The sequence below is a fragment of the Acidiphilium sp. AL genome, assembly GCF_025499445.1.
GTDB classification, from domain to species: domain Bacteria; phylum Pseudomonadota; class Alphaproteobacteria; order Acetobacterales; family Acetobacteraceae; genus Acidiphilium; species Acidiphilium iwatense.
Genome location: NZ_JAIMBZ010000020.1, coordinates 40374 through 56801, shown reverse-complemented (window position 1 = coordinate 56801; position 16428 = coordinate 40374). Strand labels below are relative to the sequence as shown.

At 64.8% G+C, this 16428-nt stretch carries 18 protein-coding genes and 1 pseudogene; 9 read left to right on the top strand and 10 right to left on the bottom strand.

Annotation, left to right across the window (positions count from 1 at the left end; translation table 11 throughout):
- Positions 1–245: 245 nt before the first annotated feature.
- Entirely contained in the window at positions 246–476 is a 231-nt protein-coding gene (locus tag AiwAL_RS12525) for an AbrB/MazE/SpoVT family DNA-binding domain-containing protein (protein WP_235704924.1), read from the bottom strand.
- 186 nt (positions 477–662) lie between these two features.
- Between AiwAL_RS12525 and AiwAL_RS12520 the strand changes: the two genes are divergently transcribed.
- The gene (locus tag AiwAL_RS12520; protein WP_235704923.1) at positions 663–920 is read left to right on the top strand and encodes a hypothetical protein; all 258 of its coding nucleotides are present in this window, start codon (positions 663–665) and stop codon (positions 918–920) included.
- A gap of 5 nt (positions 921–925) precedes the next feature.
- On the opposite strand, the gene AiwAL_RS12515 is transcribed toward AiwAL_RS12520, so the two are convergent.
- The 3 genes and pseudogenes from AiwAL_RS12515 to AiwAL_RS20405 all read right to left on the bottom strand — a co-directional run.
- On the bottom strand, positions 926–1057 hold the full coding sequence (locus tag AiwAL_RS12515; protein WP_262312786.1) for a hypothetical protein: 132 nt from the start codon (positions 1055–1057) through the stop codon (positions 926–928).
- Between the two features lie 129 nt (positions 1058–1186).
- Positions 1187–1660, bottom strand: a complete 474-nt coding sequence (locus tag AiwAL_RS12510; RefSeq protein WP_235704921.1) for a VOC family protein — start codon at positions 1658–1660, stop codon at positions 1187–1189.
- Positions 1661–1769: 109 nt separating this feature from the next.
- A pseudogene (locus AiwAL_RS20405) lies at positions 1770–1946 on the bottom strand (SRPBCC domain-containing protein); the annotation flags it as partial.
- Between the two features lie 158 nt (positions 1947–2104).
- Between AiwAL_RS20405 and AiwAL_RS12505 the strand changes: the two are divergent.
- From AiwAL_RS12505 to AiwAL_RS12475, 7 genes are all read left to right on the top strand, one after another.
- The gene (locus tag AiwAL_RS12505; RefSeq protein ID WP_235704920.1) at positions 2105–2422 is read left to right on the top strand and encodes a glyoxalase/bleomycin resistance/extradiol dioxygenase family protein; all 318 of its coding nucleotides are present in this window, start codon (positions 2105–2107) and stop codon (positions 2420–2422) included.
- 44 nt (positions 2423–2466) lie between these two features.
- Positions 2467–3516 (top strand): extracellular solute-binding protein, encoded by a 1050-nt coding sequence (locus AiwAL_RS12500; protein WP_262312785.1) that lies wholly within the window; start codon positions 2467–2469, stop codon positions 3514–3516.
- A 20-nt stretch (positions 3517–3536) separates the two neighbouring features.
- Positions 3537–5117: an iron ABC transporter permease gene (locus AiwAL_RS12495; RefSeq protein ID WP_235704918.1), complete on the top strand. Its 1581-nt coding sequence runs from the start codon at positions 3537–3539 to the stop codon at positions 5115–5117.
- Between the two features lie 2 nt (positions 5118–5119).
- Positions 5120–6166, top strand: a complete 1047-nt coding sequence (locus AiwAL_RS12490; RefSeq protein WP_235704917.1) for an ABC transporter ATP-binding protein — start codon at positions 5120–5122, stop codon at positions 6164–6166.
- 81 nt (positions 6167–6247) lie between these two features.
- Positions 6248–7387 (top strand): hypothetical protein, encoded by a 1140-nt coding sequence (locus AiwAL_RS12485; protein ID WP_262312784.1) that lies wholly within the window; start codon positions 6248–6250, stop codon positions 7385–7387.
- On the top strand, positions 7384–8682 hold the full coding sequence (locus AiwAL_RS12480; protein ID WP_235704914.1) for a Dyp-type peroxidase: 1299 nt from the start codon (positions 7384–7386) through the stop codon (positions 8680–8682). The genes AiwAL_RS12485 and AiwAL_RS12480 overlap by 4 nt, the downstream gene beginning before the upstream one ends.
- 38 nt (positions 8683–8720) lie before the next feature.
- A complete protein-coding gene (locus AiwAL_RS12475) occupies positions 8721–10133 on the top strand; it encodes a carbohydrate porin (RefSeq protein WP_235704913.1) in 1413 nt (470 codons plus the stop codon).
- A gap of 12 nt (positions 10134–10145) precedes the next feature.
- Here the strand turns inward: AiwAL_RS12475 and AiwAL_RS12470 are convergent, their stop codons facing one another.
- The 6 genes from AiwAL_RS12470 to AiwAL_RS12445 form a co-directional block, all read right to left on the bottom strand.
- Positions 10146–10706: a ferritin-like domain-containing protein gene (locus AiwAL_RS12470; RefSeq protein ID WP_235704912.1), complete on the bottom strand. Its 561-nt coding sequence runs from the start codon at positions 10704–10706 to the stop codon at positions 10146–10148.
- A 164-nt stretch (positions 10707–10870) separates the two neighbouring features.
- Positions 10871–11764 carry an NAD(P)/FAD-dependent oxidoreductase gene (locus tag AiwAL_RS12465; protein ID WP_235704911.1) on the bottom strand — a complete coding sequence of 298 codons (894 nt, stop codon included), beginning with the start codon at positions 11762–11764 and terminating at the stop codon, positions 10871–10873.
- Positions 11754–12218 (bottom strand): Rrf2 family transcriptional regulator, encoded by a 465-nt coding sequence (locus tag AiwAL_RS12460; RefSeq protein WP_235704910.1) that lies wholly within the window; start codon positions 12216–12218, stop codon positions 11754–11756. The genes AiwAL_RS12465 and AiwAL_RS12460 overlap by 11 nt, the downstream gene beginning before the upstream one ends.
- Before the next feature lie 211 nt (positions 12219–12429).
- Positions 12430–13464: an ABC transporter permease gene (locus AiwAL_RS12455; RefSeq protein ID WP_235704909.1), complete on the bottom strand. Its 1035-nt coding sequence runs from the start codon at positions 13462–13464 to the stop codon at positions 12430–12432.
- A 13-nt stretch (positions 13465–13477) separates the two neighbouring features.
- Positions 13478–14983 (bottom strand): sugar ABC transporter ATP-binding protein, encoded by a 1506-nt coding sequence (locus AiwAL_RS12450; RefSeq protein WP_235704908.1) that lies wholly within the window; start codon positions 14981–14983, stop codon positions 13478–13480.
- Positions 14984–14993: 10 nt separating this feature from the next.
- Positions 14994–15986, bottom strand: coding sequence for a substrate-binding domain-containing protein (locus tag AiwAL_RS12445; protein WP_235704906.1), 993 nt, complete (start codon positions 15984–15986; stop codon positions 14994–14996).
- Between the two features lie 161 nt (positions 15987–16147).
- Between AiwAL_RS12445 and AiwAL_RS12440 the strand changes: the two genes are divergently transcribed.
- Positions 16148–16423 carry a hypothetical protein gene (locus tag AiwAL_RS12440; protein ID WP_262312783.1) on the top strand — a complete coding sequence of 92 codons (276 nt, stop codon included), beginning with the start codon at positions 16148–16150 and terminating at the stop codon, positions 16421–16423.
- The last annotated feature ends 5 nt before the right edge of the window (positions 16424–16428 follow it).

Sequence of the window (16428 nt, the reverse complement as noted above, 5' to 3'; positions counted from 1 at the left end):
CCGGCCTGAACGCCACCTCGCAACATCAATGACCACGCTCAGAACAACAATCGCCCGCACCCTCGCCAGAACCCTGCCTAGATGCCCGTGTTGCCAACGACAAATCGAGAATGCTCGATTTATGACACAGTAAGATTAGAACCTGGACACTGATCGTTCCACCCGCAGCAATGGACGCCTCCGCCCGGTCCGCCTTCACGGCATCGCCCGAAGCGATATATACGAGTACGTTGGTGTCGAAAAAGCTACCGGGCATTCGCCTCGTCTCGGTCAAACTTGAAGTCGGCGGGAAGCCGGCCGCGGAAGGCACGGAGACGCTTCAAAAGCTCTTCGCGCCCAGGTTTTCGCACGACGCCAAGCTGCCGGATGTCTGCGACATGGATCTCGATTTCGTCGCCTTCCCTCAATTCGAGGGCTTCAACAACAGCCGCGGGAAGGCGAACGGCTAGGCTATTGCCCCATTTGGCTACCTGCATGCGGCCCTCAAAAGATACACATCTAGTTAGATGTATATCCATTACCGTACCCGGTCAAGATAATGCGAGCCGGGCTGGGATGACTACCGCCCGATCGGGCCGGCAGGTCGTAAATAAGGTGCAAGGGCGCAAATGAGGCTCATATCGTTTTGGCGGGCTCCTCTGCTATTCTCCGCTGTCGAGCACATGAGCGGACTGACGTGGTCATGCTGCAAGTCCCAGATGTGTCGCGGCTTCAAGGATCAGACGAAACGAGGATCTTGGCACGATGCACTTGGTTCGATAATCATCCACGAAGGGCAGCCATATCTCGTATTTTGCAAATTCCATCCCTTCGGCCGCTTCGAGATGGGTGGCCTTGGCGATGATTTCTGCAAGGATATCAAAGAGTTCTTTGAACTCGACGGTGAGCGCGCCGTGCTTTCAGGTGCAGTTCGAAAGTAGGAAATTCAGAGGCTCCGTTTCTCTTTCGCGAGCTGGACCGCGAACAACCGGTGCGCGTTCTGAGCCCGATTGAGGATCTGGATGCCCTGGTCCATGTAGGAATCGTCGGCGATGCGCTCGCGAAGCGCGCTGATCACGGCATAACCATGCAGCGGCCCTCCTCTGAGGACCGACAACACTTGCGGCCAACCCGTCGCGATTCCCCGCTCCATCCCGGAGACGGGCGCGAGCCGGTCATGCGTCAGTGCGGAAAACGCCGCGCAGGATCAGCCCGCGGCGGCATCCTTCAGCGCCTGCACGTCGATCTTCGTCATCGCCATCATCGCGCCCATCACCCGCTCGGCTTTTCCGGGATCGCCGGTCAGCAGTGCGGGCAGCCCGGCATAATTGATCTGCCAGGACAGGCCGAACCTGTCCTTCAGCCAGCCGCACACATTGTACGACCCGCCTTCGCCCAGCGCGGTCCATAGCCGGTCGATATCCGCCTGCTCGGTGCAATCGACCAGCAGTGAAAAGGCTTCGCTCAGCTTGAAGGCCGGACCGCCGTTGAGCGCGGTGAAACGCTGCCCTTCGAGCTCGAAGCCGACCACCATCACGCTGCCTTTCGGGCCGGCCCCGGCATCGCCGTAGCGCGAGAGATGGGTGATGCGGGAATTGCCGAAGATCGAAACGTAGAATCTCGCGGCGTCCTCGGCATCGGCATCGTACCACAGGAACGGGGTGATCGTCTGAATGGTCATGGTTGTCTCCGGTTTCAAATGGTTCCAGCGAGTGTGACGAGCTGATCGGCGCACTGGCTCCAGCCTCGATGAAAGCCCATCTCCTCGTGGGTCTTCTGTCCTCGGCATTCCAGTGCCGCACCCGCGCGGTGTAGCGCGTCTTGCCGTTCTCGTCGTCGAAGGTGACGATCGCGGTCATGAACGGCTTGCATGAGGTTTTCGGCATCCAGTCGCCGGTATAGGCATCGGTGAACACCAGTCTCTGCCCCGGCACGATGTCCAGGTAGGTGCCGGAGCAATCGATGTCCTGGCCATCGGGCCCTCACATCACGATGCGGTTCACTCCGCCGACCCGCAAATCCACCTCGGCCACTGGGGTGGTGTAGGGCGCGGGCGCAAACCACTGCCTCAGCAGGCCGGGTTCGGTCGCGCGGCCATTCGCTGAAGGAACCCGTCGCGTTCAGCATGATGCTGCCGGTCGCGGATGTCGATGCCGCTTATGGCCGCGCGACCGAAACCGGCTGCACTGCGAGCATGCCGGCCGCCGATATGTTCTGGGACGATCGCTACGGCCAGACCAAGGACCCGTTCGGCGTGATCTGGGCGTTCAACGGGCCGATCAAGCCGCAATTCCGCCCGCATGACAATGGCGCGGCGGCGAGCGCCCAGCCGCCGCGCCAGACCGCAACCGCGAGTTCGGCAACCCCCTCCCTTTTCATCGGCCCCCATTTCCACTGGTTGACAGGATCTGTCTGGTCCTATATCCGCATTCCTAACAATTAATAATAGTTCTCATTCTCATTTGATCGAGCATGAAAGGATTTTCCATGGGTTTGCTTCGGCTGCGGCGTTCCGGTCGATCCGATCGCCTGGTTCAGTTCGTTCTGACGGGTCTGATCGGCGCTGGCATATCGGCGGGGAGCGCGGTCCCTGCCCAGGCCAAAGTCGCGCTGATTCTCTACAGCGCACAGCATCCGCAAGTAGTGGCGATGCTGACCGGGGCGTTCGAGGCAAAAACCGGAATCGCAATCCGGGTCCATAGCGGCGAGGGGCCGGAAGTCGCCAACCAGATTCTGCGCGAGGGAAAAAACTCGCCGGCCGATCTGGTGTTCGTCGAGAATTCGCCGGAACTCACGTTGCTCGATCAGAAGCATTTTCTCGCGCCGATCGCCAAGGCAACGCTCGCGCTCGTCCCGCGCGCCGACAGCGCGGCGGATGGCAGCTGGCTCGGCGTGCTGGAACGGCAGAACGTGCTGGCCTGGAATCCGAAACTGATCCAGCACGCAACCCTGCCCAAGCATCTGCTCGATCTTGCCGCGCCGGCCTGGAAGGGCAAGGTCGCGATCGCGCCGGGCGATGCCGATTTCCTGCCCCTGGTCGGCGCGGTGATCCATGCCGACGGCAAGACGAAAGCGCTGGCCTGGCTCAAGGGCCTCAAGCGCAACGCGAAAATCTACCAGGACGACGAATCGGTGGTCGCCGCGGTGAATCGCGGCAGTGTCGCGACCGGCATCATCAACAACTACTACTGGGCGCGGCTGCGCACCGAGATGGGCCCGGCGCATACCCCGAGCCGGATCGCACATTTCGCGCCAGGCGATGTCGGCAACCTGATCAACGTATCGGGCGCCGGCATTCTGGCATCGTCGCATCACCGGAAGGAAGCGCAGCAATTCCTGGCATTTCTGGTGAGCGCCGAGGCGCAGTCGATGCTCGCGAAAAGCTCGGTGGATTACGAATACCCGCTGCGTCCCGGCATCGCGCCGAACAAGCTGCTCGCACCGATGGACACGTTGCATCCGCCGGCGATCGCGCCCGCGCAACTGGGCAACGACCGCGAGGCGGCGCGGCTGGTGCAACAAGCCGGACTGATCTGATCGCCAGGAGGACCGGGGCGGTGACGTCATTCCGCGCATTATCCGCTGTTCCGCGCCCGCCGCTCGGGCTGGTGCTGATCAGCGCGATTCCGGCAGCGCTGGTTCTGCTGCCGATCGGGATCACCCTGGCGGATGCAGCGGCGGCCGGTGGCCGCCAGGTGATCGATCTGGTCTGGCGGCCGTTGGTGGGCGTTCTTCTGCTCAACACCGTGATGCTGACCGTCACCGCCGCGACATGCTGCATCGCGCTCGGCACGATCGCCGCATTCCTGATCGAACGCACCGATCTGCCGGGACGTTCGGTCTGGGCGGTGCTGGCCGTAGCACCATTGGCGGTACCGGCCTTCGTCGCGAGCTATGCCTGGGTGTCGATCAGCCCCGATCTTGAAGGATTCGGCGGCGCGCTGATCGTCACCGTGTTCGCCTACACGCCGCTGGTCTATCTGCCGGTCGCCGCCGCCTTGCGCGGGCTCGATCCGGCGCTGGAGGATTCCGCGCGGGCGCTGGGCGACACGCCATGGCGCTGCATCCGACGGATCATCCTGCCGCAATTGCGCCCGGCGATACTGGGCGGCGCGCTGCTGGTCGCGCTGAACGCCCTGATCGAATTCGGCGCGTTCGCCCTGATGCGCTTCCGCACCTTCACCACTGAAATCTACGCCGCCTATCGCTCGGGGTTCGACGGCGCGGAAGCCGCCGCACTTGCGATCATCCTGCTGATCTTCTGCCTCGCCTGCCTCGCCGCCGAAGCGGCGCTGCGCCGCGATGCCCATTATGCCCGGATCGGCAAAGGAACGCGGCGACAGGCGGCGCCCTATCGGTTTGGACGCTGGCGATGGGCCGCGATACCGGGTTTCGCCCTGTTCGCCTTCCTGTCGCTCTGCGTGCCGATTCTCACTGTACTGTTCTGGCTGACCCAGCATGGTGCCGCGGCGATCACGCCGGACGAAGCCTCGCCGCGCGCCTTGCTGATGGCGACGCTCAGCACGGTGGAACTCGGGGCAGGCGCCGCCCTGCTCACCCTGATTCTGGCATTGCCCCTCGCCGTCCTGTCCGCCCGCTGGCCGCGTTTCAGGCTGACCGCTCCACTCGAACGCGGCGCCTGGCTGGCCCAGGGCGTGCCGGGCATCGTCATCGCGCTCGCGCTGATCACCGCGACCGTGCGCGCGGTGCCGGCGCTCTACGAAAGCACGCTGCTGCTCCTGATCGCCTATGCCATCCTGTTCATGCCGTATGCGCTGGTCGGCATCCGCGCTGCCTTGCTGCAGGCCGACCGGCGGCTGGAGGAAGCCGCGCGCTCGCTGGGTTCGAACTGGTTCCAGGTGCTGTGGCAGGTTACCGTGCCGCTCGCGGCACCCGGTTTCGGCGCCGCCGCGGCGCTGGTGTTCATCGCGGTGTCGACCGAACTGACCGCGACCCTCCTGCTCGCGCCGATCGGCACCGAAACCCTGGCGATCCGCATCTGGGGCGATACCTCGACCCTCGCCTTCGCCGCCGCCGCACCCTATGCGGCGGTGCTGATCGCCCTGTCGATGACCGCGAGCTGGCTGCTCGCGCGGCGCTTCGGCTTTACGTCCCTACGCGTCGATTTCGGAGACTGACGATGGCCGCTCTCGATATCGGCGGCGTGGTCAAGCGGTTCGGCGCCGGCACGGTGCTCGACCGGGTCGACCTCGCCGTTCGGTCCGGCGACGTGCTGGCGATTCTCGGCGCATCGGGCAGCGGCAAGACCACCTTGCTCCGCCTGATCGCCGGGTTCGACCGGGTCGATGCCGGGTCGATCGCCATCGACGGCGTCGCCGTGGCCAACCCCTCTCTTCATGTACCGCCGGAGCGGCGGCGGATCGGCTATCTTGCCCAGGAAGGTGCCTTGTTTCCGCATCTCTCGGTGGGGCGGAACATCGCCTTCGGCCTCGGGCGCGGCCGGCACGACGCGCGGATCGTCGAATTGCTCGCCATGGTCGGGCTGCCGGCCGATTTCGCCGCGCGCAGCCCGCATCAATTGTCCGGCGGCGAGCAGCAGCGGGTCGCTCTGGCGCGGGCGCTGGCGGCGTCGCCACGGCTGGTTATGCTCGATGAACCGTTCTCGGCGCTCGATGCCACCTTGCGCCAGGATGTGCGCCAGACCGTTGCCACCGCCCTGAAAGCCACCGGAGCGACCGCCATTCTGGTCACCCACGATCAGGCGGAAGCCTTGTCGATGGGCGATCGGGTCGCGGTGCTGCGCGACGGGCGGATCGTCCAGCACACCGATCCTGCGTCGCTCTATCATCGGCCGCGCGACGCGGCCCTGGCCCAGTTCGTCGGCGAGGCGGTGCTGCTACCCGCCATGGCGCACGGCGCGGAGGCCGATTGCGCGCTCGGCACGCTCGCCCTCGCCGAACCGATGCAGGGCGCGGTGACGATCATGATCCGCCCCGAACAGATCCGCCCGGTTCCCGAGGCGACCGCCGGCAGCACGGCGGCACTGATCGAAGCCACGCATTATTTCGGGCATGACGCGCTGATCGAACTGCGCCTCGCCGATGCTGCGGCGCCGATGCTGCTGTCCCGCGTGTTCAGCCACACCTTGCCGCATTCCTCCGGCCGCATCGGCCTTCTGGTCGAGGGCACGGTCGCCGCCTTTCCTGACGCCATCGCAGCGGATTGACCTGGAATCTCGCATGACACAGTCGCACGGTCGTATTTTGCGAATGAGAACTATTGTTAAATACAACTCAAGGAGCGCTCGATGATCCGATTGCCGACCCGCCCTCTGACCATCGCCTGCCTGCTCGCCGGCGCGATCGGCCTCGGCGCCGCCGCGCCGCGAGACCCGTCCTACCTCGCGGGACTCCGCAAGCACGCGCTTCTGACCTCGTCGATTCCGGCGAACGGCGACGAGAATCCCTATTCGCTGGTGGTCGCGCCCGTCTCGGCCGGCGCGATCAAACAGGGCGACGTGCTGTTCGACAATTTCAACAACCGGAAGAATTTGCAGGGAACCGGAACCACGATCATGCAATACGACCCGACCGCCAAAACGACCCGGCTGTTCGCCGACGTGCCGGCCAATCTCGCCGCCTGCCCCGGCGGCATCGGCCTGACCACGGCGATGACCATGCTGAAATCGGGCTGGGTGATCGTCGGCAGCATGCCGAGCAAGGACGGGACCACCAGAACCCTGGGGCGCGGCTGCCTGATCGTGCTCGATTCCAGCGGCAAGGTCGTGAAAACGATCACCAGCCCAGAAATCGACGGCCCCTGGGGCAATATGGCGGTGATCGACCGCGGTACGGCGGCGACGCTGTTCGTCAGCAATATCGGTTTCGGCATGGGCGCGCCGGGGCAGCCGGTCCGGCACAAGGCAACGATCCTGCTGCTCGATCTGGCGATTCCGGCCGGCCAGCCGCCATCGGTCGTATCCTCGACGGTGATCGGCGGTGGTTTCGGCGCGGTCTCCGATGCCGGCGCCTTCGCGATCGGCCCGACCGGGCTGGCGCTTGGCCAAGATGGCACGCTCTATGTTTCCGACGCCGTGGCCAACCGGGTCGTCGCGATCAAGGACGCAGCGATCCGCACCGCCGGCACTGGCACCGGCACCGGCACCGGCACCGGCACAATCGTCACCTCCGGCGGAATGCTGAAACGCCCGCTGGCGCTGGCGATGGCGCCGAACGGCGACCTACTCGCGACCAACGCGCTGAACGGCCAGGTCGTGGAAATCGACCCGCGATCCGGCACCCAGCGCGGCGCGCGATGGATCGACGCCGATGCGGCGCAGACCCCGCCCGGTAACGGCGATCTCTTCGGCATCGCGATGAAGCCGGACGGGTCAGGGTTCTATTACGTGCAGGACGACACCAATACGCTGATGGAGGCGCGCCGATGACCGGGGCGGACGCCCAGCCCGCCGGATCGCGCCGCCGCTTCATCGCCGCCGGCGGCGGCATCGCTGGTGCCGCGCTGGGCGCGAACACGGCGTTCGCGGGCGGCGAGACAAGCGCGCCACGCGCCACGCCGGACGATGCGGCCGAGCCGTTTTTCGGCCCGCATCAGAACGGCATCGCAACGCCGAACCCCATGCAGGGCAGCACCTATTTCGCCGCGCTCGATCTCGCCGCGCTCGATCTCGCCGCCGCCGATCGCAAGCCGGTGATCGCGATGCTCCAAGCCTGGACCGACGCCGCCGAACGCATGACCACGGGCCGCATCGCAGCACCTCCGGCCAGCCCAAACCGCCCGTTCGACAACCTTGATGCGCTCGGTCTCGGCTCGGCACGCCTGACCCTGACCTTCGGGTTCGGCCCCGATCTGTTCATGCTGAACGGCAAGGATCGCTTCGGCCTGGCCGGGCAGCGTCCCGCCGCCCTGGTCGATCTGCCGGTGTTTCCGGGCGACCAGTTGGAAAAACGCCATTGCGGCGGTGCCGTTTCGGTTCAGGCCAGCGCCGATGACCCGCAGGTCGCGTTTCACGCCGTTCGCGAGTTGGTCCGGCTGGCGCGGGATACCGCCATCGTGCGCTGGACCCAGGCCGGGTTCTCCACCGCGCATCGGGTCAATGGCACGGCGCGCAACCTGATGGGATTCAAGGACGGGACGATGAATCCCTCGATCCGCGACGCGAAAACGATGAACGATCACCTCTGGGCGGGTGCCGAGGCGCCGCGCTGGATGCAGGGCGGCAGCTACGCCGTGTTTCGCCGCATCCGCATCGCGCTGGAGCATTGGGACCAGATGACGCTCGGGTTTCAGGAACGCACGATCGGCCGGCACAAGCTCAGCGGCGCGCCGCTCGGCCGTGCCCGCGAATTCGACCCGCTCGACCTGAACGCACAGGACAAGGGGGGCAATCCGGTCATCCCCGCCACCGCCCATGCACGGCTCGGCGCGCCGGAGCAGAACGCCGGCGCGCAAATCCTGCGCCGCGCCTATAATTACAGCGACGGCGCCTCCTTCGTCGCCGAACGATGGCCACCCTGGAAACAGGTGATGGAATATGATGCGGGGCTGATGTTCGTCGCCTATCAGAAGGACCCGCGCCTCGGTTTCATCCCGATGTTCGAGAAAATGTCGCGGCTCGACGCGCTCAATCAATTCACCACCCATGTCGGCAGCGCGATCTTCGCCTGCCCTGGCGGAATTCGCAAAGGCTTGTATATCGGCCAGGCGCTGTTCGAAACCTGACTCGATCTTCCAACATCTCGATAGCAGGAGCGACTGCAATGGGAACACCGTCGTTCGGGCGGTCACGGGCTGATGCGCGCCGGTTCCGCCGCCCCGGCCTCATGGCAGGCGTCACACTCGGCGTTCTGTTCGCCGCCACGGCCCCGGCCGAGGCACAGTCGAATGACGACATCTGGTCGCGCGACACGATGCTGGGTTCGATCGGCGGGCTGCGCACCAAACCCGGCGATTCCGGCATCGTCCTCGGCGGCACCGATACCGAAACCCTGCTCGGCAATGTTTCGGGCGGGGTCAAACGCGGTGCGACGATGCAGGGACTAACGACCGTCACGCTGCGGATCGACACCGCCAAGGCGTTCGGCATCCCGGACGGCATCCCGGACGGCATGGTCAATGTCAGCGCGCTGCAGGTCCACGGCCGCAGCCTCAGCCCCTTCTATCTCGACGATCTGCAGACCGCGAGCGGTACGGAGGCCGACAATTCCACCCGGCTCTGGGAACTCTGGTACGATCAGGGTTTCGATCGCGGCCGGGTCGACGTGAAGATCGGCCAGCAGAGCATCGATCAGGAATTCATCGTCAGCAAATATTCCGGCCTGTTCGTCAACACCATGGCGGGCTGGCCGCTGGTCCCGTCGGACGATCTCTATGCCGGCGGTCCCGCCTATCCGCTGTCCTCGCTCGGCGCGCGGCTGCAATACAAGCCCGCCGACGACGAAACCATCCTGATCGGCGTGTTCGACGACAATCCGCCCGGCGGTCCGTTCAACGACGACCCGCAATCGCGCGATGCCGGCGGGGCCCGCTTCAATACCGGCACCGGCGCGCTGTTCATCGCCGAATTCCAGTATAGTGCCCGGTTGGCGCCAACCCTGCCCGGCACCTACAAGCTCGGCTTCTGGTACGACACCGCGCGCTTCCCCGACCAGGCGGTCGACACTGCCGGCCGCTCCCTCGCCAACCCCGCAGGCACCGGCATTCCGGCGCAGCGCGGGCACGATTACAGCCTCTACGCGGTGGCGGATCAGACGGTCTGGCAATCCAAGGCCAACAAGGCCCGCACGCTCAACGTCTTCGCCCGCGCGATGGGCGCGCCGGGCGATCGCAACCTGATCCAGTATTTCTTCAATGGCGGCGTCACCCTGACCGATCCGCTGCCCGGCCGCGACGACGATGCCGCCGGCATCGATCTCGGCATCGGCAAGGTAAGCAGCGCCGCCGCTGCCTATGACCGTGCCGTCGGCTTCTACACCGGCACACCTTACCCGGTTCGGGGTATCGAGACTCTGATCGAAGCGACCTACCAGATCCAGGTCGCACCCTGGTGGCAGATTCAGCCGGATATCCAGTATGTCGCAAATCCCGGCGGCGGCATCCCCGACCCGGCCGATCCGGCCCGCAAGCTGCGCAACGAGCTGATCGTCGGCGTCAGAACCAATGTGACGTTCTGAACGATCGGATCGTCAGTGAGTGCCGTCGCGCCGGACCAGATCGTCCATATCGGTCGCATGATCCTCCTCGTCCTGGAGGATTCGTTCGAGCATCGTGCTGGTCACCGGATCGCTGTCCCGGAAATACAAGATCAGGTCGCGGTAATATTCGACCACGGACTGCTCGGCAGCCAGGTTCTGGGCGATCATGCCGTCGAGATCGGTGTCGCTCCCATAATCCATGGCCAGATGCGATCTCAGCCCTTTCGGGGCGAAATCCGGCGTTCCGCCCAGTTGCCCAATCCGTTCGGCGACCATCCTGACATGCCTGCGCTCGTCATTGGCCTGTTCCTGGAATTCCGCCCCGACCGGCTCGTCCCGCAACCCCGTCACCGAGACCGACATCATCGTGTAGCGCCAGACGCAGACGATTTCGATCGCGAGCGCCGCCTGCAACAGGCCGATCGCGGCAGCGGAGTTCATACCGCCATTGGCCGCCTTGCGGCCGCCCGCCAGATAATCCTGGGTTCGCGATCGCATCGCCGCGACATCCTTGAGGAAGAGATTATCCGCCGACATGAGGTTTCCGGTCATGGCCATGACTTTCACTGTAACGTCCCGGCAACCGCCTTCGCAATGGGATCGGGACCCAATTCATTATATCGGCAGAAACGGCCCGCTTACAAATGACCCGGCCGGAAGACAATGTCTTGGTTTGAATTTCGGCATGCGTTCCAATCTGGACGCTCGATGACTGATCAGAAAATCAGCGAGCGGTGCACAGCCATGCCGACCGTGACGCCATCGGCGCTTGCCCACGTCACGTTGTGGGCGCCGCGGGTGATGTCGCCGGCCGCATAGACGCCAGGTACTGTGGTCAACTTTGCGGCATCGGTTCGGATGATGGGGCCGAACGGGCTCTCATCCGTCGCACAGCCGAGTTGTCGCGCGATATCGCTGTTGAAGCGCGTGCGCGTGCCGATAAAGAGCGCGTCCACGCCCGACATTCGCCCGTCGCCAAGTTCGATCGCGGATAGCTGCGAGCCATCGCCGTGCAATCCGCACACCGATGCCGGCTCGATGGCGACGCCGCGCGTCCGCAGCTGGACAAGCGATTCATCGTCGGGATCGGCAGCCCCGTTCAAATAGAGCGTTGTCGGTCCCCATTCGGCAACCAGCATCGCTTGATGGGCCGACATGGGCGAGACATTCAGCACGCCCAATCGCTGTCCGCCGAACTCATAGCCATGGCAGTAGGGACAATGGAGCACGCTGCTGCCCCAGCGTTCGGCCAGCCCGGGAATGGCAGGCAATTCGTCCCGGATGCCGAAGGCGAGCACCAACCTGCTGCTTTCCAGCTTGTGACCGGCTGCTAATTCGACGGAGAAGCCGTCCGGCGTCTTGGCGGCGCTGATTGCTTCTCCGCCGACGAAGGTTGTCGTGGGATAGGCCGCAACTTGCGAGCGCGCGGTGGCGAGCATAGTGCCCGGTGCACTGCCATCCTGCGCAAAGAAGCCATGGGAATGTGCCGCGAAGCGGTTGCGGGGCGATCCTGTGTCGATGACGCAGACCGAACGCCGCGCGCGGGCGATATACATAGCTGCCGACAGCCCGGCGAAGCTCCCGCCGATGATGATCGCGTCATGACGCATGTACAGTCTCCAGATCATGAGAGCCGCCACGGGTAACGAGGCGGCGGTGAAAGTCCGCGCTCAGCATGGCCAGAGTCACTTCGCCAAGGCGCGAAACCAGCAGCGCTTCCGCATCGCGGAAGGTCTGATCGAGGGCGGCATTCACCGCCTGTTCAACGAGGCAGCCGGGCGACTCCGTCCGGTTGCCGATGGCGAAAAGCGATGGGCTGCCGAGTGCTGTGTAGATGTCGCGCAACGTGACCGCTGACAGATCGCAGGTCAGGGTCCACCCGCCGCCATGCCCCTTTTCCGACCGGACATATCCCTGGTCCCGAAGGTCAGCCATGATCCGCCGGATCACCACCGGATTGGTGGCCATCGCCCTGGCCAGGACCTCGGACGTCACGGGACCATTTTGCTCGGCCAGGTGCAGCAGGATGTGGAGCACACCCGACAATCGACTATCGCGTTTCACGCAACTTCATATGTTGCATGAATGCGTAAACGTCAAGGCTTTTGCACAAGAGGCGACAAGAGGCGGATTGATCGGGAGTCAGACCGCGGGCTGCATCGGGGTCGGCGGCACGATATGCCGCACCGACAGACCGGCGATGATGGCTTTCCGCAAACCATCCTCCATCTGCCGTCCGCATCGGCTGAATTCGCCTGAATGCCAGCCGGCCCGATCAGACCTTCGCGCCCCCGATCCGCCGCATCAGGGTGCGGAACAGGCCCGATTTCCAGGTATCCAGCGTGACCGCGAGCAGGATGACCACGCCGATGACCAGAGGCTGCCAGTAGGTATTGAGGTCGAGCACGTCCATCCCCTCGGTGAGGGTGCCGATCACGATCGCGCCGAGCAGCGCCCCGGCCACGCTGCCCGAGCCGCCGAACAGGCTCACCCCGCCCACCACGGCGGAGGCGATGCCGTCGAACAGCGAGGCGCCGGAGCCGGCGGTGGGATAGCCGGAGGCAAGGCGGGCGGCGAGGATGACGCCGGCAAACCCCGCGATGGTGCCCGACAGGGTGAAGCAGAGAATGTCGATGCGCGCGAGATTGACGCCGGCGAGATAGGCGGAGTGCCGGTTGCCGCCCACCGCGTAGACCTTCACCCCGAACGCGGTGCGGCTCAGCACGACATGGGCGATCGCCGCGATCAGCAGCATGATCAGCACGCCGATCGGGATGATTTTCAGCACGTAGCCCTGGCCGAGCGCGTTGAAGGTATTGTCGAAAATCGGGATCGGGTTGGCCTGGGTGACGATCAGCGGAATCGAGGCGGCAACGCCGAGAGTCGCAAAAGTCGTGATGAAGGAGGGAACGTTGACGTAATGGGTGATCGCTCCGTTGATGAAGCCGATCGCCGCCCCGGCGAGAATTCCGGCGAGAATTGCCCCCGGCCAGCCGAGCGGCGTGTGGTTGATCACCACCGCCGCCGCAACCCCCGACAGCGCCTGCACCGCCCCCACCGAGAGATCGATGCCGCCGATCAGGAGGACGAAGGTTTCGCTGACCGCGAGCAGGCCGATGGTGATGGTGTTGACCAGCAGGGTCGAGATATTGCCCACCGTGAGAAAATTGCCGGTGAGCAGTTCCATCCCGCCCATGATGAGGGCGAGGATGATGAAAATGCCGGTCTCCGGCGGCAGGCGGAAGGATTTGCGCGGCGCGGCGGCGCTTGGCGTCGCGGGTGGGGTCGGCGTGGTTTCGGTTCTGGCCATTCCGGTCACCGTTTCAGAGGGACAGGGCGAGAAGCGACTTCGCTTCCGCCTCGGCGCGGGGAATCCCCTGCCCCGCACAGACGCCGTGGCGGAAGACGTGAACGACATCGGCGATTTCCAGAATCTCCTCGATCTCGGAGGAGCAGACCAGCAGCGTATCGCCGGAGGCGGCAAGCTCGCGGATCAAGCCGTGGATTTCCGCCTTGGCGCCGATATCGACCCCCTTGGTCGGCTCGGCGAGCAGCAGGATCCTGCTCTTGGCGGTAACCCATTTGGCAAAAATGACTTTCTGCTGATTGCCGCCGGAAAGCCGCCGGACATGCATCGTAAGTGGCGAGCGGATGGCGAGCCGCGAGGCCATCGCTTTCGCCTGGATGTCGCAGGCATCGGCATCGAACCAGGGACCGCGCGCGAAGCGCCTGATGCTGGCGAGAACGATGTTTTTGCTGATCGTCATGTCCGGGATGAAGCCGTTGCGCTTGCGATCGTCGGTGAGAAAGCCGAAACCGCGCGCCAAGGCCGCGCGCGGCGTGCTGGGGATGTATGGCGTGCCGTTCAGCGTGATCCGCCCGCCGCGCAGCTTGCGAACGCCGAACAGCGCTTCGAGCAGATCGACCTGCCCGGCGCCGGCGACGCCGTAGAGGCCGACCACCCGCCCGGCATGAATCTCCAAGCTCGCGTCAAGGCAATTGCCGGCGGAGAGGTCGCGAATGTCGAGCATTGTGTCGCCGCCGAAGGCCGAGCGCGGCGCGGCTTCGGCAAGAGGCGTCGCCTCGCGGCGATGGCCGGTGATGTAATAGGCGAGATCAGCTTCCGAAAGTTCGCCTCGCTCGGCGTCCAGCGCGATGTCGCCGTCTTTCATCACCACGACATGATCGGCGACCGCCAGCGCCTCGCCGAGCTTGTGGGTGACGATGACCACGCAGGTTCCGGCGGCGGCGAGACGGCGCACGGTTTCCAGCAGGCGGGTGATTTCGCTCGCATTGAGCGCCGATGTCGGTTCGTCGAGCAGCAGGAACCGGCTGCCCTTGTCGAGTGCGATGATGATTTCCAGCATCTGCCGGTCGCCCGGCGACAAGTCGCCGGCCGGCGCATCGGGGTCGGCGTCGAGACCGTGGGCGGCGAGCGCGCGCACCACATGGGCGCGCATCGCCGCACGATCGACCAGCCCCGCCCTGGTGATTTCGCGGTTGAGAAAAAAATTCCGCACCAGCGTCAGGTTTTCGATGATGCGAAGTTCCTGCCAGACCACGGCGATGCCGTGCGCCTCGGCCTCGCGCGGGGTCGCGAAGCCGACCGGCGCGCCGTCGAGCAGAATGGTGCCGCCGGTGGGCCGTTCGGCGCCGCCGAGGATTTTCAGCACGGTCGATTTTCCGGCACCGTTATGTCCGAGCAGGGCGGTGACCCGTCCGGCCCGCAGCGTGAAGCCGATGCCGCGCACCACCGGGGCGGCATCGTAGCGCTTGACGATGCCGGACAGAGCGAGGCTGCCGCCCCGCTCCGCCAGAACCGCGCTCATCAGGGCGTTCTCACGGATAGGCGATTTTCAGCATGTCGTGACAATTCGCCTTGGTGACGCTGTAGGTCTTGGTCAGAACCAGCTTCGGCACGCTCTCGTGATGGAGATATTTGACGATGTTGGCGACCTCGATTTTCGATTCGAGCGAGGGGTCCTGCAGCGCGCCGGCCTTGTAGACCGAATTGTCGCAGATCGCCTGCACCGCCTGCTGGCTGCCGGACAGGCCGATCACCGCGACCTTGCCCGTTTTGTTGGCGGCGCGAATCGCATCGACGGCGCCGAGGCCGCTCGGCGCGTTGATATCGAAAATCACGTTGACGTTCGGGTGCGCGGACAGCATGGCGGCTGTGGCCGACAGGCCGCCCGGCGTAGTGCCCTTGCCGTTCAGGCGGGAGACGACATGAATGGCCTTGTCGCCGTCGATGACCGTCTTGAACCCTTTGTCGCGGTCCTGCACCGAGGTCGCGAACGGATAATCGACCCAGCCGAGCTCGACCGGCGCGCCGTGCAGCGCGGATTTGTCATAGGCGATCACTTCCTTCGCCGCGGTTTCGCCGAGTTCGACATTGTTCGACTGGACGAATTCGACGATATGCCCGCCGGCGCGCTTGAGCGATTTCATGTCGACATTGGTGTCGATGGTGAAGACCGGGATATGCGCATGGTTGGCGGCGAGCACGGCGGAAGACGCCGCGGCGGCGTCCGCCGGCGCGAACATGATGGCGTTGACATGGCGCTGGATGAACGCCTCGATCTGGTTGAGCTGCTGCGCCTCGCTCATATTGCCGCCGTAATAGACCAGCTTGGCGCAATCGGCGGCGGCGTAGAGTTCGGCACTCTTCGCCATGGTCTCGAAATACGGGTTGGTCAGCGTCATCAGCGACATGCCGATGACGTATTTCGGTTTGGCGCAACTTTGCGCGGCTTCAGCGCGCGGTGCGGCGATGCCGAGCGCACCGGCGGCAAGTGCGGCCGCCAGCAACCAGGATTTCGTTGATTTCATGACTGTCTTCCCAGGGTTTATGATCGGAATGGCTTTGAACGCGACATAAGCATGGCCGCGATGTGCCGGGCAACGGCCAAAATAGAACAAAAAATCGTTTGAACCGTTTTTTCAAAAAATCAGTTCTCTTTTGCCGCCGAATTTAGTCGCACCGCGTGCCGTTGCGCAGACGCTCGAGCATCGCGGCCTGCGCGGCCTCCGAATCAATCCCGGCGAGCGACCATGGCTCCGCGCATGACGGCGCGCCGGTCCATGTCTTCGGCCTGTCGCACGGCATCGCCTATGTCGAGCTGCTGACCGGGCTCGAACGCCTGCCGGTGCGTGGCGCGCGCTTCCTGTTCCTGCCGATCAAGGTCAAGGGCTCGTCGGGCGGTCCGGCCGCGCAATCGCCCTGCTCGACGAACCCTGCCGCCGCCGTCAAAATGCACACGACATAACCCAT